The 20212-nt window shown below is 69.2% G+C and carries 17 protein-coding genes and 1 pseudogene; 7 read left to right on the forward strand and 11 right to left on the reverse strand.

The window, feature by feature from the left end; translation table 11 throughout:
* The first annotated feature begins 63 nt into the window (after nucleotides 1-63).
* A complete protein-coding gene (locus ACLQ3C_RS06555) occupies nucleotides 64-1287 on the forward strand; it encodes a polysaccharide biosynthesis protein (protein ID WP_425704224.1) in 1224 nt (407 codons plus the stop codon).
* Here ACLQ3C_RS06555 and ACLQ3C_RS06560 read toward each other — a convergent pair.
* Nucleotides 1205-2467 carry a DUF3068 domain-containing protein gene (locus ACLQ3C_RS06560; protein WP_425704225.1) on the reverse strand — a complete coding sequence of 421 codons (1263 nt, stop codon included), beginning with the start codon at nucleotides 2465-2467 and terminating at the stop codon, nucleotides 1205-1207. The two genes, ACLQ3C_RS06555 and ACLQ3C_RS06560, sit on opposite strands and share 83 nt — an antisense overlap.
* Nucleotides 2468-2519: 52 nt before the next feature.
* On the opposite strand from ACLQ3C_RS06560, the gene ACLQ3C_RS06565 reads away from it, so the two are divergent.
* Nucleotides 2520-3788, forward strand: coding sequence for an acyltransferase family protein (locus ACLQ3C_RS06565; RefSeq protein WP_425704226.1), 1269 nt, complete (start codon nucleotides 2520-2522; stop codon nucleotides 3786-3788).
* On the opposite strand, the gene ACLQ3C_RS06570 is transcribed toward ACLQ3C_RS06565, so the two are convergent.
* The 4 genes and pseudogenes from ACLQ3C_RS06570 to ACLQ3C_RS06585 all read right to left on the reverse strand — a co-directional run bounded on the left by ACLQ3C_RS06570 (nucleotide 3674) and on the right by ACLQ3C_RS06585 (nucleotide 8993).
* The gene (locus ACLQ3C_RS06570) at nucleotides 3674-7399 is read right to left on the reverse strand and encodes an alpha-(1->3)-arabinofuranosyltransferase domain-containing protein (RefSeq protein WP_425704227.1); all 3726 of its coding nucleotides are present in this window, start codon (nucleotides 7397-7399) and stop codon (nucleotides 3674-3676) included. The two genes, ACLQ3C_RS06565 and ACLQ3C_RS06570, sit on opposite strands and share 115 nt — an antisense overlap.
* 100 nt (nucleotides 7400-7499) lie before the next feature.
* A pseudogene (locus ACLQ3C_RS06575) lies at nucleotides 7500-8117 on the reverse strand (alpha-(1->3)-arabinofuranosyltransferase domain-containing protein); the annotation flags it as partial.
* A 47-nt stretch (nucleotides 8118-8164) separates the two neighbouring features.
* Entirely contained in the window at nucleotides 8165-8365 is a 201-nt protein-coding gene (locus ACLQ3C_RS06580; RefSeq protein WP_425704228.1) for a DUF2613 domain-containing protein, read from the reverse strand.
* Nucleotides 8366-8414: 49 nt separating this feature from the next.
* Nucleotides 8415-8993 carry a universal stress protein gene (locus ACLQ3C_RS06585; protein WP_425704229.1) on the reverse strand — a complete coding sequence of 193 codons (579 nt, stop codon included), beginning with the start codon at nucleotides 8991-8993 and terminating at the stop codon, nucleotides 8415-8417.
* A gap of 29 nt (nucleotides 8994-9022) precedes the next feature.
* Here ACLQ3C_RS06585 and ACLQ3C_RS06590 point away from each other — a divergent pair, with 29 nt between their 5' ends.
* Nucleotides 9023-10243: a glycoside hydrolase family 3 N-terminal domain-containing protein gene (locus tag ACLQ3C_RS06590; RefSeq protein WP_425704230.1), complete on the forward strand. Its 1221-nt coding sequence runs from the start codon at nucleotides 9023-9025 to the stop codon at nucleotides 10241-10243.
* Nucleotides 10244-10373: 130 nt separating this feature from the next.
* On the forward strand, nucleotides 10374-10982 hold the full coding sequence (locus ACLQ3C_RS06595; RefSeq protein ID WP_425704231.1) for a TetR/AcrR family transcriptional regulator: 609 nt from the start codon (nucleotides 10374-10376) through the stop codon (nucleotides 10980-10982).
* Nucleotides 10983-11056: 74 nt separating this feature from the next.
* On the opposite strand, the gene ACLQ3C_RS06600 is transcribed toward ACLQ3C_RS06595, so the two are convergent.
* Together ACLQ3C_RS06600 and ACLQ3C_RS06605 are read right to left on the reverse strand one after the other, a co-directional pair.
* Nucleotides 11057-11971: a MaoC/PaaZ C-terminal domain-containing protein gene (locus ACLQ3C_RS06600; RefSeq protein ID WP_425704232.1), complete on the reverse strand. Its 915-nt coding sequence runs from the start codon at nucleotides 11969-11971 to the stop codon at nucleotides 11057-11059.
* Nucleotides 11971-13338 carry a 3-oxoacyl-ACP reductase gene (locus ACLQ3C_RS06605; protein ID WP_425704233.1) on the reverse strand — a complete coding sequence of 456 codons (1368 nt, stop codon included), beginning with the start codon at nucleotides 13336-13338 and terminating at the stop codon, nucleotides 11971-11973. The genes ACLQ3C_RS06600 and ACLQ3C_RS06605 overlap by 1 nt, the downstream gene beginning before the upstream one ends.
* Before the next feature lie 131 nt (nucleotides 13339-13469).
* Here ACLQ3C_RS06605 and ACLQ3C_RS06610 point away from each other — a divergent pair, with 131 nt between their 5' ends.
* Nucleotides 13470-14765 carry an acetyl-CoA C-acetyltransferase gene (locus ACLQ3C_RS06610; protein ID WP_425704234.1) on the forward strand — a complete coding sequence of 432 codons (1296 nt, stop codon included), beginning with the start codon at nucleotides 13470-13472 and terminating at the stop codon, nucleotides 14763-14765.
* A 227-nt stretch (nucleotides 14766-14992) separates the two neighbouring features.
* Here the strand turns inward: ACLQ3C_RS06610 and ACLQ3C_RS06615 are convergent, their stop codons facing one another.
* Nucleotides 14993-15382, reverse strand: a complete 390-nt coding sequence (locus ACLQ3C_RS06615) for a DUF4267 domain-containing protein (protein WP_425704235.1) — start codon at nucleotides 15380-15382, stop codon at nucleotides 14993-14995.
* 10 nt (nucleotides 15383-15392) lie between these two features.
* Nucleotides 15393-15866 carry a DUF1772 domain-containing protein gene (locus tag ACLQ3C_RS06620; RefSeq protein ID WP_425704236.1) on the reverse strand — a complete coding sequence of 158 codons (474 nt, stop codon included), beginning with the start codon at nucleotides 15864-15866 and terminating at the stop codon, nucleotides 15393-15395.
* A gap of 76 nt (nucleotides 15867-15942) precedes the next feature.
* Between ACLQ3C_RS06620 and ACLQ3C_RS06625 the strand changes: the two genes are divergently transcribed.
* Together ACLQ3C_RS06625 and ACLQ3C_RS06630 are read left to right on the forward strand one after the other, a co-directional pair.
* Complete coding sequence (locus ACLQ3C_RS06625; RefSeq protein ID WP_425704237.1) at nucleotides 15943-16503, forward strand: TetR/AcrR family transcriptional regulator; 561 nt, start codon at nucleotides 15943-15945, stop codon at nucleotides 16501-16503.
* A gap of 67 nt (nucleotides 16504-16570) precedes the next feature.
* Nucleotides 16571-17347, forward strand: coding sequence for an SDR family NAD(P)-dependent oxidoreductase (locus tag ACLQ3C_RS06630; RefSeq protein ID WP_425704238.1), 777 nt, complete (start codon nucleotides 16571-16573; stop codon nucleotides 17345-17347).
* Between the two features lie 17 nt (nucleotides 17348-17364).
* Here ACLQ3C_RS06630 and ACLQ3C_RS06635 read toward each other — a convergent pair whose 3' ends face one another.
* Entirely contained in the window at nucleotides 17365-17859 is a 495-nt protein-coding gene (locus ACLQ3C_RS06635) for an SRPBCC family protein (protein WP_425704239.1), read from the reverse strand.
* A gap of 164 nt (nucleotides 17860-18023) precedes the next feature.
* Complete coding sequence (locus ACLQ3C_RS06640) at nucleotides 18024-19859, reverse strand: acyl-CoA dehydrogenase (protein ID WP_425704240.1); 1836 nt, start codon at nucleotides 19857-19859, stop codon at nucleotides 18024-18026.
* Between the last annotated feature and the right edge of the window lie 353 nt (nucleotides 19860-20212).

Genomic DNA, 20212 nt, shown 5'->3' on the forward strand with positions numbered 1-20212 from the left:
CAAGCCGCGGTGAGCGTTGCGCCGAGAGCCCGGCGGTGAACCCCGTGCGGCACACTTGACGCCATGGCGAGGGCGGTCCGGGTGCGCGGTGTGGTGGGTGCGCTCGGGTGGGTCGCCGTCGGCTCGATGGTGTCCAACGTCGCGGCATATGTCGTGTATGTCGGGGCCGGGCGGTGGTTGCTGCCCAGCGACTACGGGCAGTTCGCGCGCCTGCTGTCGGCGATGCTCGTGCTGGGTGTGCCCGCGCTGGCCCTGCAATCGGTGATCGCGCGGGAGGTCGTGCGACGTCGCGGTGGGCGGTTGGCCCGGGTCACCGCGACGACGACCGCGGCCGTCGTCGTGATCGCGATCGCCGCCGCACCGGTCGTGGTGGCGGTCGCCCGCACCGGGACCGCGGCCACCGTCGCGGCGCTCGGGGCGGCCCCGCTGCTCGTCGTGATCGCCGCTGGTCAGGGGGTGCTGCAGGGGCGCGGCGAATTCCGTGCGCTCGGCTGGGTCCTCGCCGTGGTCGGGCTCCTGCGCTCGGTGCCGATGCTGGTCGCGTTCGCCGTCGGCGCGGGCCCGGCGGCGGGTCTGCTGGCCGGCACGATCGGTGCCGCCGTGGCCGCAGTCGTCGTGTGGTCGGCGGTGGGCACCGTCGTGCGGGCCGAGCACCGGACCGTCGGGCCGGACGACGCCGGCGTGAGTGCCGTCGGCGTCCTGCGGGCATCGCAGGTCCAGCTGGTGGCGATCGTCGCGGTCTCGATCGACCTGTTGTTGTCCGGGACGGCGCTCGGTGCCACCGATGCCGGTGTCTACGCCCTCGGCGCGGTCGCGACGAAGGCCGCGTTCTGGCTGCCACAGGCGATCGGCGTCGTGTTCTATCCGCGGCTGGCCGACCCGGCGTCGTCCCGCACGGCGCTGCGGCAGGCGGTGACGGTGGTCGCGGCGATCGGCGCGGTCCTCACCCTGGGTGCGGCGCTCCTCGGGCCGTTGGTGCCGATCGTCGTGGGCGCGGCATACCGGCCGCTCGTGCCGATCCTGTGGCTGTTCGCCTACACCGGCTCGGCGATGGCGGTGCTGCAGGTGCTGCTGTTGTCGGCGATCGCGGCCGATCGCACCCGTGCCTCGGCGGTGACGTGGTTGGTCCTCGCCGTCGAGGTGGTGGTGATCGTCGCGTTCGTCGACTCGGTGGCCACGCTGGCGGCGACCGCCGCGATCGCCGTCACCGTGGCGGCGGCGTCGACCGGCGTCGTCGTTGTCCGGTCCATGCGCGCATCGCCTCACGCCACCCCGGCACGGTCATGACGAGTCCGCCCGCCACCGCGGCGACTCCCAGGATTCCCGCGACGATCGGCACGACCCGGCCCCAGACCACAATCGGGGTCGCGAGGCGGCCGGCGAGATCCGAGAGCCGGTCGCGGGTGGCGTCGTCGTAGGCGAACGTGGCGCGCAGGTTCACCAGGCTGTAGTGGGCGAGTGCAGGATCGGTGAGTGTCGGGTCGGCGATGCGGTAGGCCTCCTCGACGGTGACGCGCTCGTCGAGGACGGTGCCGGTGGTGGTGTCGACGGCGAGTTCCCATCTCGAGGACTGATGCAGCGTCGCGGTGAGTTCACGCGCGGGGTCGCCGCCGACGCCGAACCACGACGCGGGGCGGGTGATCCGGGTCGGCGGGACACCGTCGGCGACACCCGATCGGGTTGCGTCGAGGTCGGTGTCGGCGACGTCGGCGACGAATTGCTCCGCGCTGCGACCGTCGACCTGGGTCTCGCCCCGGTGGACCAGTGGCACCGACTTCCGGGTCGTCGGATCGAAGAAGGTGTGGTCGTCGCCGGACACGCCGAAGGGCAGGACGTAGGTGTATCCGGTGCGGTCCGGGGCCGGCACCGGTACCGCATTGCTGTCGTACTGGATCTCCGAATTGCCGCGCACCCCACTGGGGTTCGCGCCCAGGTCGGGTAGGGCACTGCGGCGGTCGAGGGTCACGCGGTCCTTGGATGCCGACAGCGTCGGATCGGTACACGGCGTCTTGCCCGGCGCCGGGGCGGTCTGCGAACCGGGACGTGGGGCGTCGGTGTCGGCGGTCCGGCCGTCGAGCCGGATCCGTTCGGCCTGCACCGATGTGCCGGCCTGCAGGGTGATGACCCGTTTGTCGGCGGGCCGCACCGCGACGACGCGCTGCTGGCGGACCAGCGCGGCACCCACGGTGCGGGCGGTGGGGGTGTTGAGCGAGCACCGGTCGAGGATCGTCGCCGATGCACCGGGTGCCGACCCGGCCGGTGTCGCGGTGGCCGGGACGCTGGTCGCGACGGTGGTGACGTCGGTGGACAGCGGGATGAGCTTCAGTTGCGGAACGAGCAGGGTGGGCAGCGCCAGCGCGGCGGCCAGCAGAAATCCGCCGACGAAGATCATCGTGGGTCCGAGCAGGTCACGCGTGGACCATCGGCTCGGGCGGGGGCGGCTGTCGGCGGCGCCGGGCTCGGGCATACGGGCGAGCGTACGCGGCGGCATTCCGGCTCCGGTTACCCTGTGACCCAGCATGTCCACCCACCCCGTCACCGATGCCGTCCCCGAGTACCGGCGGTTCTTCCCGCAACTCGAGGGGATGCGTGCGGTCGCGGCGCTGGGCGTGCTGACCACCCACGTCGCCTTCCAGACCGGCGCGGTACGCACCCCGATCCTCGGCCCGATCCTGGGCCGGCTGGATCTGGCCGTCGCCCTGTTCTTCGCGTTGTCGGGATTCCTGCTGTGGCGCAACTGGGTCGCCGCGGCGCATCGCGCGGCCCGGCCCCCGTCGGTGCGGCGCTATCTGCGCCACCGATTCGTGCGTATCTGGCCCGCCTACGTGGTCGTCGTCGTGGTCGTGCTGACGTTGCTGCCGGAGGCGCGCGGCGCCGATCTCACCGTGTGGCTGGCCAACCTCACCCTCACCCAGGTCTTCGTGCCGCTGTCGCTGACTGCGGGCCTGACCCAGATGTGGAGTTTGTCGGTCGAGGTGGCCTTCTACCTGCTTCTGCCGATCCTGGGATTCGCGCTGTGGCGGTTGCGGGGGGTGCGCGCCGACGCCCGCACCCCGGTGCTGCTCGGTCTCGGAGTCCTGAGTCTGGGCTGGGCGTGGGTGGCGCAACTGCTGCCGGTGCCCGACGGGGTGCAGCCCACCAACTGGGTGTTCGGGCATCTGCCATGGTTTGTCGCGGGGCTCGTCGTCGCGGAGGTGTCCGGGGCCGCGGAACTCGGCGGCTCGACGCGGTTCACCCGTGTCATCGAACGCGTGGGTGCCCGCCGCGGATGGATGCTGGTACTCCTCGTCGTCGCCTACGGGCTGGCATGCACGCCGATCGCCGGGCCCACCGGTCTCGGCGATCTCGCGCCGTGGCAATTCGCCACCAAGATGGCCCTCGGCGCGCTGTGCGGCTTCGCGATACTCGCGCCACTCGTGTGCGAGAAGCCTTTCGGACGCCGATCACGAAGTGCGCGAGCACAGTTCCGGCTCCTCACCTCGCCGGTGATGATGGCGCTCGGTAGGTGGTCCTACGGCATCTTCATCTGGCATGTCGCGGTGCTCGCCGTGGTGTTCGGGCTCTTCGGGATCGTGCCGTTCAGTGGCGATTCGGTGCTGGTCTGGGCCATCACCGCCGTCGTCACGATCGGCATCTCCGCGGCCGCCTACGCCTTCATCGAAGAACCGGCGCGTCAGTGGTTGCGGCGCCGCGAGAGCGCACGGATCCATCGGCGCAATGTCGACGGCAGCGACGACGGCATCGCCGAGGCGATCACCAGTGACACCGCGACCAGCGCGGGCAGCTGAACCCACCACGAGAACCCGTGGTACCCGGTCGGCGAATGCCAGGGGCCGGCCGCCAATCCGGCGGTGGCGAGCATCATCGCGACGAAGGCCGCCACCACGATCATCGGCGGCCGCAGGGCGATGACGGCAAGACCCGCGGCCGCACCCACCGCCACGCCCCACCAGCCGGCCAGCAGCCAGGCGCTCGCCAATCCGCCGAGGGCGCCCGCCACCGCGCCGAGGGCGCCCGTTCTGTCGCCGAGGGCGGCGGCAGTGCCCGTCTGATCGCCGGCAGTGCTCGGACGGAACCGCCGTCCGGCGAATGCCAGCCCGAAAAGCGCTGCGAGCAAGACGAATCCGACGACCAGCGACCAGCGGTAGACGCTGTCGTAGCGGAATCTCAACGTGACCGCCCCCGACTCGCCGGCCGGGATCAGCCAGCCCTGTTGCCAGCCGTCGACGACGACCGGCTCGAGGGTGTGACCGCCGAGTTCGGCGACCCACCCCGGGTTGGTGCTCTCCGGCACCGACAGCACGCGCCGGCCCGGTGCGGCGTCGACGCGCACGCTGCGCGCCGTCGCCTGCCACTGCTCGACGACGGGGTGCGTCACCGGCTCGGGTGCGGCCACCATGGCCGCGTCGGCGGGGGCGGTATTGCCCAGCCAGGCGCTCTCGACGGTGAACGCCGACCCGGGGTTGATCGACAGTTCCTGTTCGCCTGCCGGCAACCGGGCCGCGGCCGGCGAGCACGGCCGCGCCACCACCGGGTCGCCGTCGCGCAGGGCGGCGGCCGTGGTGTGCACCGACAACCCGATCACCTGACCCGACACGGTGATCCCGATGCCGGCGTCGCATCCGATGTCGACGGGCCGGTCGGCGGGCGGCCCGGCGGCCGGGGCGGGCAAGACCTGGATCTCGGCGATACCGACCGGTGCGCGACTGGCGAATCCGAGACTGTTGACGTCGAGCAACTCGCCGCGGTCGAGCACGGTGATGGTGAGGTGGTCGGTGACTGCCGAACGCAGCGCGACCGTGCCGTCGGCGCCCACCCGCACGCGCTGCGGACCGGTACCGAGATCGACCGCGACCTCGGTGGGCGCGGCCGGATGGTCGGTCGGTACGACGATCCGCAGACCCCGGACCTCTTGCGGTGCGGGCAGCGACAAGGTGAGGGTGGGCTTGTCGCCCTTCTTCGTGGGTTCGGCTGCGGTCCAGACGGTTCCGGGGTCGCCGTCGACGGCGGCCTGAGCGGATCCGCGCGGGTCGTTGACCTCCGACGCCCCGGTCGCACGCACCGTCGCCGGGGCGCTGCGCAGCGCGTCGAGCGCATCCCCGGGTTTGGGGCGCAACACCACCGCCGGTGTGACGTCGGTCGGCGCGGGTACCGACAGCGCGCGCGTCAGCACCCCCGGGGTCTCGGCGGACAGGCCGAGTCCCGACGCGCACCGCACCCGCACCGACGCCGAGCCGTCATCGGTGCCGACGGGCTGGTCGACGCACGTCGATCGGCCCGAGAGTTCTTGGGTGAGAAGCCAACCCGCCACCGGGGTACCGGTCTCGCGCGGCGGGAGCACCACCCGGTGCCGGATCGTCAACGGCAGCCCGGACGCCAGATCGATCGCTCCCACCTCGCCGAGGGCGAATTGATTTCCGGCCGTGTCATCGTCGGTTGCCGACGCCCGGATCTGCACCCAGCGGGTCGGGCCGCTGGGCAGGGTGACCGTCACCGGCTTGCCCGGTTTCAGGCCGGAGGCCACTGTCGACCCGGCCTCGGTGGTCACCACGATCGACGACACCTCCGGTCCGAGGGCCTTGGCGGTCGTGAGCCGCAGCGCGAGATCGCTACGCGGACGGTCGAAGTCGAGGCGCATCCACTGACCGACCGCCGAGGAGAGGCCGCTGCTGACCCAGGCCGTCGACGGGTCGCCGTCGAAGGCGGCGGCCGCAGAGCTCGCCGGTGAGGTCTGTCCGGGCTGGGTGGCATCGGCCGCCGACCCCGACGTCGACACTCGTAGCGCACCAGGTTGATTGTCGAGCAGCCACTGGCCCTGCGTGAGCGGTTGCCCGTCGACGGGGTAATCGGGTGCCGCATTCTGGGTGCGGCGGGGGTCGCCGTCGCCGCGGATCGCCGAACTGTGGTCGTCGACCCGGCCGAAGTCGGTCTCCCGGTCGGTCGGGGTGTCGGTGATGATCGCCGGGGCGTCGGGCAGCCCGGCGCGCCGCGCGTCCGCCTCGAGCAGGGCCGGTCCGGCCGCCGGTTCACCGAGCCGGGCACGCAGATCCTGAAGTGCGGCCAGCGATTCGGGGCCGCCCGCGATCCGCGGCATCCGGTCGAGATCGGTGAGCGACGGGCCGACGCCGGCCGCCCCGCCGACCCGGTAGATCTGCACGGCCTGCATGGGTGGCCGTAAGCCGTTGTCCCGCACCACCGATCTCGCGGTCGGCTGGCTGACAAGGGGGCCGAACGACGCGGCCTTCACGAGCCCCGGCGATCCGTCGAGGGCCTGCTGGGCGAGCAGGGGCCGCGCCGACCTCGACGTGTCCGGGTCGAGGTCGGCGCGCAACACCACGAAGCCGATTCCCTGATTTGCCAGTGTCGCCGCCAATCCCGGCGACGATCGGCCGTCGGCGAGGCTTCGCTGTACGGAGTCGAGGGCGCGGATGGCGCCGGGCGGTGTGAGTGGGATCGCGTCGCGAACAGCCCACGGGGACTTCGCAAGTGCCTGCATCGGCTCGTCACGCGTCAACCCCCATAACTGGTCGGCGAACGGCGCGCCCGGAACCACCAGTGCCCGTTGCTCGGTGCCGGACGCGGCGACGTCGTCGTGGCTGTGGTCGTCGAGCCACGACGCGGTCTGCTTCCAGTAGTCGGGGATCGCACGATAGGCCCCGTCGGGGGCGAGTTGGCCGGTCCACATCAGCGAGCCCGCACCGGCGAGTGCGACGACGACGACGATGGCCGCCGCCACCGGCCGCGACCGCTGCGGATGGGCGAACGTTGCCAACCAGGGCCGCATCCCCGCCGCGCCGGGCATGGGCACGCGCGCCAGGAGATGGGCGACACCGAGCACCAACGGTAACCGGATGAACGGCTCGAACTTGTGCACGTTGCGCAGGAACGCACCCGGCCCGTCGAGGAATACGCGCACGGGCTCGGCGATCGGCGAGCCGAGCCCGCCGGCGAAGCCGGTGCACATCAGCAGCAGGCCGATGAGTAGCACGATGATCGCGCGCCGCCGAAAGGGCATGTGCCGCATACACAATCCCGCCAGCCCGGCGGCGGCGAGGGTGCCGGTCGCCAGCACCGCGGCCGGCTGGGTCACCAGAACCGCACCGGCGATCCGTTCCGGCGAGACGAACGGCGTCCAGGAACTGGTGCCGCGTAGCACCTCGGTCAGCGACATCCACTCGGTGGTCACGCGCGAGGACTCGATGAAGTCGAGGAACGGCGGCGACACCCGGGACAGGATGAGCAGCGGCACGATCCACCAGGCGCAGGCGAGCACCAATCCGCCTGCCCACGCCAGCCCGAACCGCGCGCACCGACGTACGTCGGTGCGCGCGGCCAGCAGGAAACAGAAGACCCCCACGCCCCGCGCACCCAGGGTGGCAAACGCAATTAACGCACCCATCAGCGCCACCGCCACCCCCCCCCCGGCCCCCCCCACCCCCCCCCCCCCCCCCCCCCCCCCCCCCCCCCCCCCCCCCCCGCCCTGGGCGGCCCCCCGCGGCCAGCAGGAACCAGACGACCGCCACGCCCAGCGCACCGAGGGTGGCAACCGCATTGACCGCACCCATCAGCGCGACCGCCACCGCCGATGCGAGTGCGTACCGCCAGGTGGGCGTCGAACCGTGGTCGAGGGCCCGGATCACCGGCAGTAGTACCCAGGGCGCCAGCATCATCGGCAGGGTTTCCGACGAGATCGACCCGAGCGTGGTCAGCACCCGCGGCGACAGCACGAAGACCGCGCCGGCCAGCAGCCGCGAGCCGGGGGACCCGATGCCCAGCGCCTCGGCGACGCGGACGAGGCCGACGAATCCGACGACGAGCAGCAGCGCCCACCACAGCCGCTGGGTCACCCACGGTGGGAAGTTCAGCAGTTCACCGACGGCGAAGAACGCCCCGTGCGGAAAGAAGTAGCCGTAGGCCTGGTTCTGTACCTGTCCCAGCGGCGCCTGCGGCGTCCACAGGTGCGCGGCGCGCGCCAGGAATCCCAGCGGGTTGGCGGTGAGGTCGAGTTTGGTGTCGGCGGCCGTGCGGCCGGGGGACTGCGCGAAGGCGATGACCAGGGCGATCAGCGTGGCAACGACAACGCCGCGACGGCCCAGGGCCGGTACCCCTGTCGAGATACTCCCCGTCGACACACCCCCCGTCGACACGGCGGGGTCATGCGAGGTCACTGGCCGTCGCCGGCGCCACCTCGTGATCCGTAGTCCACCGATCCCTGTACGAAGCCGCTGTTCGGATTGATGTTGTTCAGATCGGTCGACGGGCTCGTCTGTGCCGACAGGAATCCCCCGAGGAACACCGCGCCGAGGCCGACGACGATGCCGGCGATTCCGGCGACGGCTCCGGCGATCACGCGGTTTCTACGCATGACGACGAAACTACCATCGACGCCGGTCGATCCCGATCCGCCGAGGGCGTTACGGGTTCACCGGGTGTTGCTTGTCGCAGGAGGCCGGAACGATGAAGACCGGCCGGTGCGAGTGTTTGAGGACGTGTCCGGCCACGCTCGACCGCAGCAGAGCCTTCAACCCGGAGTCTCCCCGCGTACCTGTGACCAGCAGGTCCACGTCGAGGGCGTCGGCCGCGGCGACGAGCGCACCCCACACCGTCGATTCGACCTCCACCAGCGTTCCGGTGGCGTCGAGCCCGGCCGTACGCGCCAACTCGACGCCGCGGGTGTTGATCTCGGCCGCCTCGGCGCGCAACGCGTCGTCGACGTCGATCTCGAGGGGTGAGGTGTCGACGAAGGGCTGGATGCCCGCGGACACACTCGACATCCGCGCCGGATTCAAGGTGCCGGGCTGCCACGCGGTGACGACATGTGCCGTCGATGCCTTCAGGAACCGTGCGGCGTAGCGGATGGCGCGTTCGGAATTGGGCCCGCCGTCGAAGGCGATCATCAACGACTGCGCCACGTCCGCACTACCGCGTGGACCAGCGGCGATCGCCGCATCGGACGTTGCCGACCCACTGTGCTCCCGATGGCGAGAGTCCATTGCCCAAGCCTACATGCAACACTCGTGCCATGGGCTCAACTCGACGGCGCCGGTTCCGCCACGTCCGTGACCTGATGTGCCTGGCCGCGGCGGTATGTGTGGCCGGCGTCGGCGTCGTGGCCTGCGACACCGACTCCTCGTCGGCGGCCCCGACGTCGTCGAGTACGGCCTCGCCGTCGCCGTCGGCCTCGTCGTCCTCCGCGTCGCCCTCGGCAAGTGGGGCCGTCCAGCCGACCGGGTGCGGCGCGGAGACGGTCGCCAAGATGTCGCTGCGGCAGAAGCTGGGTCAGTCGATCGTGGTCGGGGTGACCGGTACCGATGACGCGTATTCGCTGGTGTCGCGGGAACCGGTCGGCGGCATCTTCATCGGCAGTTGGACTGACAAGTCGATCCTGAACGGCGCCAACCTGGCGCGGGTCACCGGCAAGTCCACGATCCCGCTGATGATCAGCGTCGACCAGGAGGGCGGCCGGGTCTCGCGGCTGGCCTCGCTGGGGATCGACAATCCGTCGGCACGGGAGATGGCCCGCACCGACACGCCCGAGCAGGTGCGCGCACTCGCGGCAAACCTCGGCAGGCAGATGCGGGCCAAGGGCATCACGGTCGACTATGCGCCGGTGGCCGACGTCAGCGATGAGAGCGACGACGAGGTGATCGGCGACCGCTCGTTCTCCAACGATCCGGAGACGGTCACGCGCTACGCACAGGCCTTTGCGCAGGGCCTCGAATCGGCGGGCGTCATGCCGGTCTTCAAACACTTTCCCGGCCACGGGCACGGCTCGGGCGATTCACATCTGGGCGTGGTGCGGACGCCTCCGCTGGCGCAGCTCGAGCAGAGCGATCTGGTGCCCTACCGGACACTGTTGAAGAACCCGGGTAACGCGGCGGTGATGGTCGGGCACCTCATCGTGCCCGGACTGACCGTCGGCGATACACCGGCGAGCTTGAGCGCCAACGCCATTCGGATGTTGCGGACCGGGCAGCCCTACGGCGGTCCGGCCTTCGACGGCGTCGTCTTCTCCGACGATCTGTCCGGCATGGGCGCCATCACGCAGCGCTACCCGCTCCCGCAGGCGGTGCAACGATTCCTCGTCGCCGGTGGTGACATCGCGCTGTGGATCACCACCGACGAGGTGACGGCGGTGCTCGACAGCCTCGAGGCCGCGGTGCATGCCGGCCGGCTCAGCGAGGCGGGGGTGAACGCGTCGGTCGTGCGGATCCTGCGCGCCAAGGGGCAGTTGAGGTGCTGACGGCCCCGGTGCCGGCGGCCGCCGAATAGACCACGGCGCGGCGCGGCCGAGTGCGTTGACCTTACCGAACGGTAAGATGATCTGATTGCCCACCGGTGGTGGGTATGCGGCGAATGTGAGGAGAACCATCATGGCCGGCGGTACCAAGCGGCTGCCACGGGCAGTGCGCGAGCAGCAGATGCTCGACGCCGCGGTCTCGGTGTTCGCCGAGAACGGTTTCCGTGACACGTCGATGGATTCCATCGCCGCGCAGGCGCAGATCAGCAAACCGATGCTGTACCTGTACTACGGGTCCAAGGAAGAGTTGTTCAGCGCCTGCATCGCCCGCGAATCCGGCCGTTTCATGGATTCGATGGCGGTGGGTTTCGATCCGACCCTGCGTCAGAGCGAGCAGGCGCGCACGGTGGTCCGGGAATTCCTCCGGTACGTCGACGAACACCGCGAATCGTGGCAGGTGCTGTATCGGGTGGCCGTCGGTGCGGCCGCCTTCGCCGACACCGTCAGCACCAGCCGTCGCCAGGTGGTCGAGATGGTGTCGGAACTGATCCGCCGCGGCACCACCGTCGAAGGTGCCCGCGACATCGACTTCGAACTCACCGCGATCGCACTGGTCGGCGCCGGTGAGGCCGTCGCCGACCGCATGAGCGAGGGCGACGTCGACCTCGAGACCGCCACCGACCTGCTCGTCGGCATCACCTGGCGCGGTCTGAAGGGCGTGGGCATCCACACGCCGATGTAGCGGTCGGCCACCAACGCAGAGGACCCTCACCCGGCCGGTGCCGGATGAGGGTCCTCGCGGGTGTCGGTGGTACCTCAGTCGTTGCGCGTCGTCGCCGTCAGGTGCGGATAACCCTTGCGCCGGTTGCGGATCGAGATGTCGAAGTTGCCCGACACCTTGGCCCCGGCTCCGGTGCCGGCCCCGTCGATCCGGTGCACGTACAGATTGACCTTGGCGGGCAACAGGATCGGCTTGCCCCAGCGCACCGAGTAGGTGACGTCGTCGGGCAGCTGCGCCTCGATGTTGGCCACCGCGGCTGCCGCACTCCACATTCCGTGCGCGATCGCCTTGGGGAATCCGAATGCCTTCGCGGTCAGGTCGCCCATATGGATCGGGTTGCGATCACCGGAGGCCGCCGCGTACTCGCGGATCCGCCCCAGATTCACTGCCAGGATCGCATCCGGCGGGGGTGGGGCCTGCTCGCGCGGCTGCGGTCCGCGGGGCTCGTCGGAGAGACTGGTGCGCTGCTGTTTGAGGAAGGTCGCCACCTGCCGGGTGACCAGCTCGGTGCCGACGCTGATCTCCGACACCATGTCGACGAGCATGCCCTTGCGGTGCTCGCGCAGGTTCTCGGCATGGTTCTCGATCGTCAGCGGCTCGTCGAGGCCGATCGGGCGCAGCCGGTGGATCGAATTCTCGACGTGTACCGAACCGACTGCGCCGAAAGGGAAGTCGCCGTCGGTCATGATCTTCATGGCCAGCGGGAACTGCAGCACGAACGGGTAGGTGATGGGCAGCGTGGTGCCGAATTGCTGCCCGGTGGCGCGGGTGTAGGCCAGGAGCCGGTCGGGATCGACGCGGACGTTCTCCAGCCGGTAGTGCCGATCGGGGATCTTTGCGTCGGCCCGCACCTTGGCCGGTTTGCCGATCACCGGGAGCATTGCGGTGACGGCCTTGGAGTAGACGTCGGCGGTGCTCGGTGGCGCGGCGAGGGTGATGGTCTTGCTCATCACGCCCCCAGGAAGCCCTGGCCGCACACGCGGACCACGTTGCCGGTGATGGCGTTGGACGCCGGATTGGCAAAGTAGGCAACGGTTTCGGCGACGTCGACGGTCTGCCCGCCCTGCTGCAGCGAGCTCATCAGGCGGCCGGCCTCGCGGGTGGCCAGCGGGATCGCGGCGGTCATCTTGGTCTCGATGAAGCCCGGGGCGACCGCGTTGATGGTGATGCCCTTCTCGGCGAGGATGGGGGCGTAGGCGTCGACGAGGCCGATGACCCCGGCCTTGGAGGTGCCGTAGTTGGTCTGGCCGCGGTTGCCTGCGATACCGGCGATCGACGACACGTCGACGACGGCGCCGCCCTCCTTGATGGCGTTGCGCTCGACGAGGGCGTTGACCAACTGCTGTGGGGCGATCAGGTTGACCGAGATCACCGAGTTCCAGCGGGCATCGTCCATGTTGGCGAGCAGCTTGTCGCGGGTGATACCGGCGTTGTTGACGATGATGTCGATGCCGCCGTGCCGCTCGAGGGCGTGCTCGGCGAGCTTCGCGCCGGCGTCGGGCGCGCTGACGTCGAGGGGGAACGACGTGCCGCCGACCTTGTTGGCGGTCTGGGCGAGCGCCTCGCCGGAGGCCGGGATGTCGGCGCAGATCACGTGGGCGCCGTCGCGGGCGAGGACCTCGGCGATGGTCGCGCCGATACCGCGCGCCGCGCCGGTGACCACGGCCACCTTGCCGTCGAGCGGCTTGTCCCAGCTGGTCGGTGCGGCCGCGTCGTCGGCGCCGACCCGGATCACCTGGGCGTCGACGAACGCCGACTTGGCCGACAGCACGAAGCGCAGCGTCGACTCGAGGCCGGTGAGGCCGGTCTTGGCGTCGGGGGAGACGTAGACGAGCTGGACCGTCGAGCCCTTGAGGAGCTCCTTGCCCAGTGAGCGGGTGAAGCCCTCGAGGGCGCGCTGGGCCACTCGCTCATCGGGGTCGGTGATGAGTTCCGGCGTGGTGCCGATGACCAGGAAGCGCGCGCACGGTGCGGTCGAGCGCAGGACCGGGCCGAAGAATTCGAAGAGCTGCTCGAGCTCGGCCGGCTTGGTGATGCCGGTGGCATCGAAGACGAGACCGCCGTACTTGTCGGCACCACGGCCGGTGGTGGCGTTCTCGATCAAGGTGTAGTCCGGGTCGGTGAGCAGCTCGCGCAGCGGCTCGATCAGCCGTCCCTGCCCGCCGAGCAGCACCGGACCGGACAGCGGTGGCTGGGACGCCTTGTACCGGCGCAGCGGCGGCGGCACCGGCAAACCGGCCTGTTTGGCGATGAACGCGCCGGGCCCGGAGTGCACGAAACTCGAGTACAGGCCGGCGGTGGTGGAGTTGGCAGCCACGTGAATCTCCTCTGATTGTTCTCACGCTCGGTGTGATCGAGGACGCTCGCATATGGAGCGCCGTTCGACATGTAACTTACTCTGGAGTAAGAATACGCTATAGGTACCACTCGAACCCTGGGAGATCTCTCGTGGCCAACACACCCAAGACCCGCACCGAGCGCCCGGTCGCGATCCTCGGCGGCAACCGTATTCCGTTTGCCCGCCAGGACAAGGCATACGCCAAGGTCAGCAACCAAGACATGTTCACCGCAGCCCTCGACGGGCTCGTCAGTCGCTACAGCCTCCAGGGTGAACGACTGGGCATGGTGGCCGGCGGCGCCGTCCTGAAGCACGCGCGTGATTTCAATCTCATCCGCGAATGCGTGCTGGGGTCGGCGCTCTCGCCCTACACGCCTGCCTTCGACATCCAGCAGGCCTGCGGTACCGGCCTGCAGGCCATCACCGCGGTCGCCGACGGCGTCGCGCGTGGCCGCTATGACGTGGCGGTCGGCGGTGGCGTCGACACCACCTCCGATGCACCGATCGGTGTGTCGGAAGGCTTCCGCCGCGGCCTGCTCGAGGTGAACCGGGCCCGTAGCCCGCGCGATCAGGTGCTCGGCCTGCTCAAGGCGCTGCCCAAACTCGGCATCGAGATCCCCCGCAACGGCGAGCCGCGCACCGGCATGTCGATGGGCGAGCACGCGGCCGAGACCGCCAAGGAGTTCGGCATCAAGCGTGCCGATCAAGATGCGCTCGCCGCGGCGAGCCACCAGAACATGGCGGCCGCCTACGACTCCGGATTCTTCGACGATCTGGTCACCCCGTTCCTCGGGCTGACCCGCGACCAGAACCTGCGTGGAGACTCGACCGCGGAGAAGCTCGCCAAGCTCAAGCCGGTCTTCGGCGTCTCTCTCGGGGACGCCACCATGACGGCGGGCAACTCCACCCCGCTGACCGACGGTGCCTCGACGGTGCTGCTCGCCAGCGACGAGTGGGCGCAGGAGAAGGGCATTCCCGTCCTGGCCTACTTCGTCGACTCCGAGACCGCCGCAGTCGATTACGTCAACGGCCCCGACGGCCTGCTGATGGCCCCGACCTATGCGGTGCCGCGGTTGCTCGAACGCAACGGACTCACTCTGCAGGACTTCGACTTCTACGAGATCCACGAGGCGTTCGCGTCGGTGGTCCTCGCGACGCTGCAGGCCTGGGAGTCCGAGGAGTACTGCAAGGAGCGTCTGGGTCTCGACAAGGCGCTCGGGTCCATCGACCGCAGCAAGCTGAACGTGCACGGCTCGTCGCTTGCCGCCGGTCACCCGTTCGCCGCCACCGGCGGACGCATCGTGGCCCAGGCCGCCAAGACGATCAAGGAGAACGGTGGCGGCCGCGCCCTGATCTCGATCTGTGCCGCCGGTGGCCAGGGCGTCACCGCCATCATCGAGGGCTGAGAAATGCCGGCCGATAAAAAGTGCCCCGTGCTGTAACGCGGACGGGGGTCTCGTAGATATACGGGATAGCTCCGGTCGGTCTGTCAGACCCCCGACCCGACAGCACGACCGGAGCGCCTCTCACACCGAGGGCCTGACCAGCGAATTCTCGCCGGTCAGGCCCTCGTTCTTTATCAAGAGTGCACCTGCGGTCATCGCGCCACCCGACCGGCGCCGTGCGCGCCCGATCACCAGGCTGCGTGCCCGATCCCCATGAGCACAGCGGCGAGCAGCAGAAGAAGCGCCGTCAGACCATGAATGCCCAGGGCGCGGGCCGTGTTCCCCCGTTGCCCGAGCACGATCAGCATGTCGCCGATGGGGACGATCGCGAGAACGCCGAGGAGCAGTGGCAGCCGGTCGGTGCCCGCGAAGGTGAACGCGATGACGAGCACGCCCGTTGTCAGATCACGGATTCCCTTGACCTGCCACCACGCCCGCGCCTCGGGTGGCACGGTGACCGTCAGTCCGAAGCCGGCGGCGTTGGCGGCGTTGCGCGCCAGGTAGGCGCCTCCGATCGCGATGATGCCCAGGGCAAGCGCCCAACCGATGACGAGTCCGGTCCACCAGAGAATGCTCATCGCCGTCTCCTCAGATCGCCAGCGCGCCGATGAGCGCGGCGAGCGCCACGGTCTGCAGCGTGATGCGGGTCGGCACCATGGCATCCCAACGATTCTGTAGTTGTCGCGCATCCGCAGGGATCACCCCGCTCAGCGCCGCCTCCTTCTGGCGGCTGTTGATCGGCTTGGCGCCACGCGCGTAGAGCACGAGCCACAGGGTCAGGGCGATCACCGCGACCGCGCCGAACACCGCGGCGGGTATGTGATCGGTGACCAGATTGCCGATCGTGGCGGCGATGGCGGTGACGAAGCCGGTGATGCCGACGACCGGCAGGCGTTTGTCGCCGTAGTGATGGCCGCGGCCGGCCATCACGGTCATCGTCGCGTCGTCGACGCCGGCGTACACCGGCCGCATGATCACGCCGGCGCAGATGTCGATGCCGTAGATGACGGCGTTGGCCATCACCGAGGCCCCGACCAGCAGTTGCAGGAAAACCATGTCCATGACGCCTCCCAGAGTTTGTGTTGGTGGAAGCAAATCTAACAGTGATAGATCAATCTATCAATGGTAGATTTGTGGCATGGGAGTTGCGGACCGACGCGCACGCGAACGCACCGAACGACAGCAACGGCTCGTCGCGGCGGCGCGGGAGCTGGCGGAGCGTGATGGCTGGGCGGCGGTGACGACACGTCGTCTGGCCGACGAGATCGAGTACACGCCGCCGGTTCTCTATCAACATTTCCCCGACGGCCGCGACGGTATCGTCACCGCAGTCGCGCTCCTCGGGTTCGCCGAGTTCGTCGATGCGGTCGCCGACACGGTGGCCGCATCACCCAGACCTGTTGCGGCCCTTATCGATTCCTACATCTCGTTTGCGCAGGACAACCCCGCCACCTACGAGGCGATGTTCGCCATGCCCATCTCCGCGCGTTTCGCGCGGGAGGAGACCCCCGAGGTCATGCGACGGGGATTCGCGATCATCGTCGACGCGCTCGGTCCGGACGACCCCGACGTCGATGTCCGTGCGGAGCTGCTCTGGAGCGCGCTGCATGGGCTGTGCGAGTTGCGCAGACGTGAGCGCCTCGACCCGGCACTCGAATCGGCGAGACGAGAACAATTGGCCGCGCTGTTCGGCGCGTGACCGTCTACCGACCGCTCGCTCGGGCCCGGGATGTAAGGGCTGTCACAGGCGTCGTAATGTGGCTGCCGTGGATATCAACGGAGCAAGTGCAATCGTGACGGGTGGTGCGTCGGGCATCGGCGCCGCGGTGGTTCGCCAGTTGGCGGCCAAGGGCGCGAAGGTCATCGTCGCCGACCTGAACGCGGAGAAGGGCGGTGAGCTCGCCAGGGAGGTCGACGGCAAGTTCGTCGCCGTGGACGTGACCAAGACCGAGGACCTCGAGAACGCCGTCAATCAGGCGACCGAACTCGGCACGCTGCGGGTCCTGGTGAACTCGGCCGGCATCGGCTGGGCGCAGCGCACCGTCGGCAGGGACGGCGAATTCTCGTCGGCGCATGATCTCGACGCGTACAAGAAGGTCATCGCGATCAACCTGATCGGCACCTTCGACGCCATCCGCCTGGCGGCCACCGCGATGAGCCGCAACGAGCCGCTCGAATCCAACGAGCGTGGCGCGATCGTCAACATGGCCAGCGTCGCAGCCTTCGACGGACAGATCGGGCAGGCGTCGTACTCGTCGTCCAAGGGTGGCGTCGTCGGCATGACCCTGCCGGTCGCCCGTGACCTCGCCGCGGTAGGCGTGCGCGTCAACACCGTCGCCCCCGGCCTCATCGACACCCCGATCTACGGCGAGGGTGAGGCCGCCGAGGTGTTCAAGGCCAAACTCGGCGAGTCGGTGCTGTTCCCGCGTCGTCTGGGTGTGCCCGACGAACTCGCGTCGATGGTCATCGAGTTGGTGACCAACTCGTATATGAACGCCGAGGTCGTGCGCGTCGACGGCGGCATTCGGATGCCCCCGAAGTAGCTCTTTCCCAACGTCTTTCACTCACCACGGCCGCGTCGGAGATCCTGACGCGGCCGCGGTGTCTGTGCGGCCGCCAGCCGGTCGGTGAGCCCGCGCCGCCCCGACCACATCATGTAGCGATGGTTGAGGTGCAGTGCCGGACGCAGCAGCGACAACAGTGGCGCCGGAACACCTTTGGTGAACTCGACGACCTGGCTGAAGTCCGCGGTGGCCGAGGCCGGGCCCGTTTCGGAGACCTCCCACTGACTCCAGCCGACGAGGTCGCCGGTGAGCCGGGCACGCAGCACGCCGGCCTCCGGATCTATCAGCTCCTCGGTCAGCCGCACCCGCAGCGACACCGGCAGAAACGATTGCATCCGGGCCGAGCCGGATCTCTCGTCGATCCGCCGCGCGTCATGCACCTGCGGCCACCAGACCGGATAGTTGTCGGCGTCGGCGAGTGCGGCAAAGACGGCATCCCGCCGAAAAGGCAACGACCAGGCGCTGTGCATGCGGAAGGTGCGACCACTCACGGTGCCCAGTATGCCGCTCGCGCCGTGTCTGTGCCGGTGAGCCCGGCCTGGTGGCGACCCGGCCTGGTAGCGACACACAGAACGACGGGGCCGGAATCCCCTTGGAATTCCGGCCCCGTCGTTTGTGGTTCCCCTGCTCTTGAGTCAGCCGCTGAGGCGGTGGCTCAGAAGGCTGCTTCGTCGAGCTCCATGATCTCGCCGTCGATGTTCTCGACGGTGGTGCGGACCGAGGTGAGCAGCGGCAGCATGTTCTTGGCGAAGAAGCTCGCGACGGCGACCTTGCCCTCGTAGAACGCCTTGTCGTCGCCGGTGACGCCCTCGTCGAGCTTGGTGATCGCGATCTCGGCCTGACGCTGCAGCAGCCAGCCGATCAGCAGGTCGCCGACCGCCATCAAGAAGCGCACCGAGCCCAGACCGACCTTGTAGAGGTCCTTCGGGTTCTCCTGCGCGCTCATCAGGTCGCCGGTCAGCGACGCAGCCATGGCCTGCACGTCGTCGAGGGCGGTCTTGAGCAGCGCACGCTCGGTCTTGAGGCGGCCATTGCCCGCCTCGGAGTCGATGAAGGACTGGATCTGTCCGGCGACGTGCGCGAGGGCCTGACCCTTGTCGCGAATGATCTTGCGGAAGAAGAAGTCCTGCGCCTGGATGGCCGTGGTGCCCTCGTAGAGCGAGTCGATCTTGGAGTCGCGGATGTACTGCTCGATCGGGTAGTCCTGCAAGAAGCCCGAACCGCCGAGCGTCTGCAGCGACTCATGACCGAGGTTGGCGTACGCGCGCTCGGAGCCGACGCCCTTGACGATCGGCAGCAGCAGGTCGTTGACGCGGTGGGCCGTCTCGGCGTCAGCACCCGAAACGATCTGTGCGGCAACGGCATCCTGGTGCGACGCGGTGTAGAGGTAGATGGCGCGCAGGCCTTCGGTGTAGGCCTTCTGCGTCATCAGCGAACGACGAACATCGGGGTGGTGGGTAATGGTGACACGCGGTGCGGACTTGTCGGTCATCTGCACCATGTCGGCGCCCTGCACGCGCTCCTTGGCGTACTCGAGCGCGTTGAGGTAACCGGTCGACAGTGTCGAGATGGCCTTGGTGCCCACCATCATTCGTGCGTGCTCGATCACCTGGAACATCTGCGCGATGCCCTTGTGAACCTCACCGACGAGCCAGCCCTTGGCCGGGACGCCGTGCTGACCGAAGGTCACCTCACAGGTGGTCGAGGCCTTGATGCCCATCTTGTGCTCGACATTGGTGACGAAGGCGCCGTTGCGCTCGCCGAGTTCACCGGTCTCGTGGTCGAAGTGGAACTTCGGGACGAAGAACAGTGACAGTCCCTTGGTGCCCGGGCCCGCACCCTCGGGACGGGCGAGCACCAGGTGGAAGATGTTCTCGGTCATGTCCTGGTCGGCGGAGGTGATGAAGCGCTTCACGCCGTCGATGTGCCAGGAGCCGTCCTCCTGCTGGACCGCCTTGGTGCGACCGGCACCCACGTCGGAGCCGGCGTCGGGCTCGGTGAGCACCATGGTGGCGCCCCAGCCGCGCTCGGCGCAGATTGTTGCCCACTTCTTCTGCTCATCGGTGCCGTTGTCGTAGAAGATCTTGGAGAATCCGGCGCCGGCGGCGTACATGAACACCGGCGGATTGGCGCCGAGCACCATCTCGCCGATCGCCCAGTACAGCGAGCGCGGGGCCGGCATGCCGCCGAGCTCCTCGTTGATGCCGACCTTGTCCCAGCCGCCCTCGACGAACGCGTTGTAGGACTTCTTGAAGCTCTCGGGAATGGTGGCGCTGTGGGTCTCCGGGTCGAAGACCGGCGGGTTGCGATCGGCGTCGGCGAACGACTCCGCGATCGGGCCCTCGGCGAGCGTCCTGACCTCGCGGAGCATGTCCACGGCGGTCTCGTGGTCCAGGTCGCCGAACTCCCCCGACTCGAGCACCTTGTCCAGTTCGAAGACCTCGAAGAGGTTGAACTGCAGGTCGCGCATATTGCTCTTGTAGTGGCCCATTTGGATTCCTATCTGACGCGGGCGTAATCCCCTGCGATATTCGCTACATGTGTCGGCCGGAAACCTCGCGTGCCGGTGCGGTCGGAGTCCTGGGGCAGGCGCAACCGAACGACCGCTAAGTTACTCGCCGGTAACCCGAGGATACAACTAGTGCCCACGGTCGACAAGCCGACGACTGGTACCGGCAGATTTCGGTGGTCAGTGTCCGCGGGTGGCGAGCAGGTGGGCCAGGTGGGCTTCGATCGGCGACTGGTCGGTAGCCACGACGGTGTCGGCGTCTTCGTACGTGTCGTCGTGGGTGATGATCTCGACGATGTCGTAGCTGCCGGTCGGGGTGCCGATGGTGGTGCGCA

Source organism: Gordonia sp. DT30 (assembly GCF_049844915.1).
Classification (GTDB): Bacteria; Actinomycetota; Actinomycetes; order Mycobacteriales; family Mycobacteriaceae; genus Gordonia.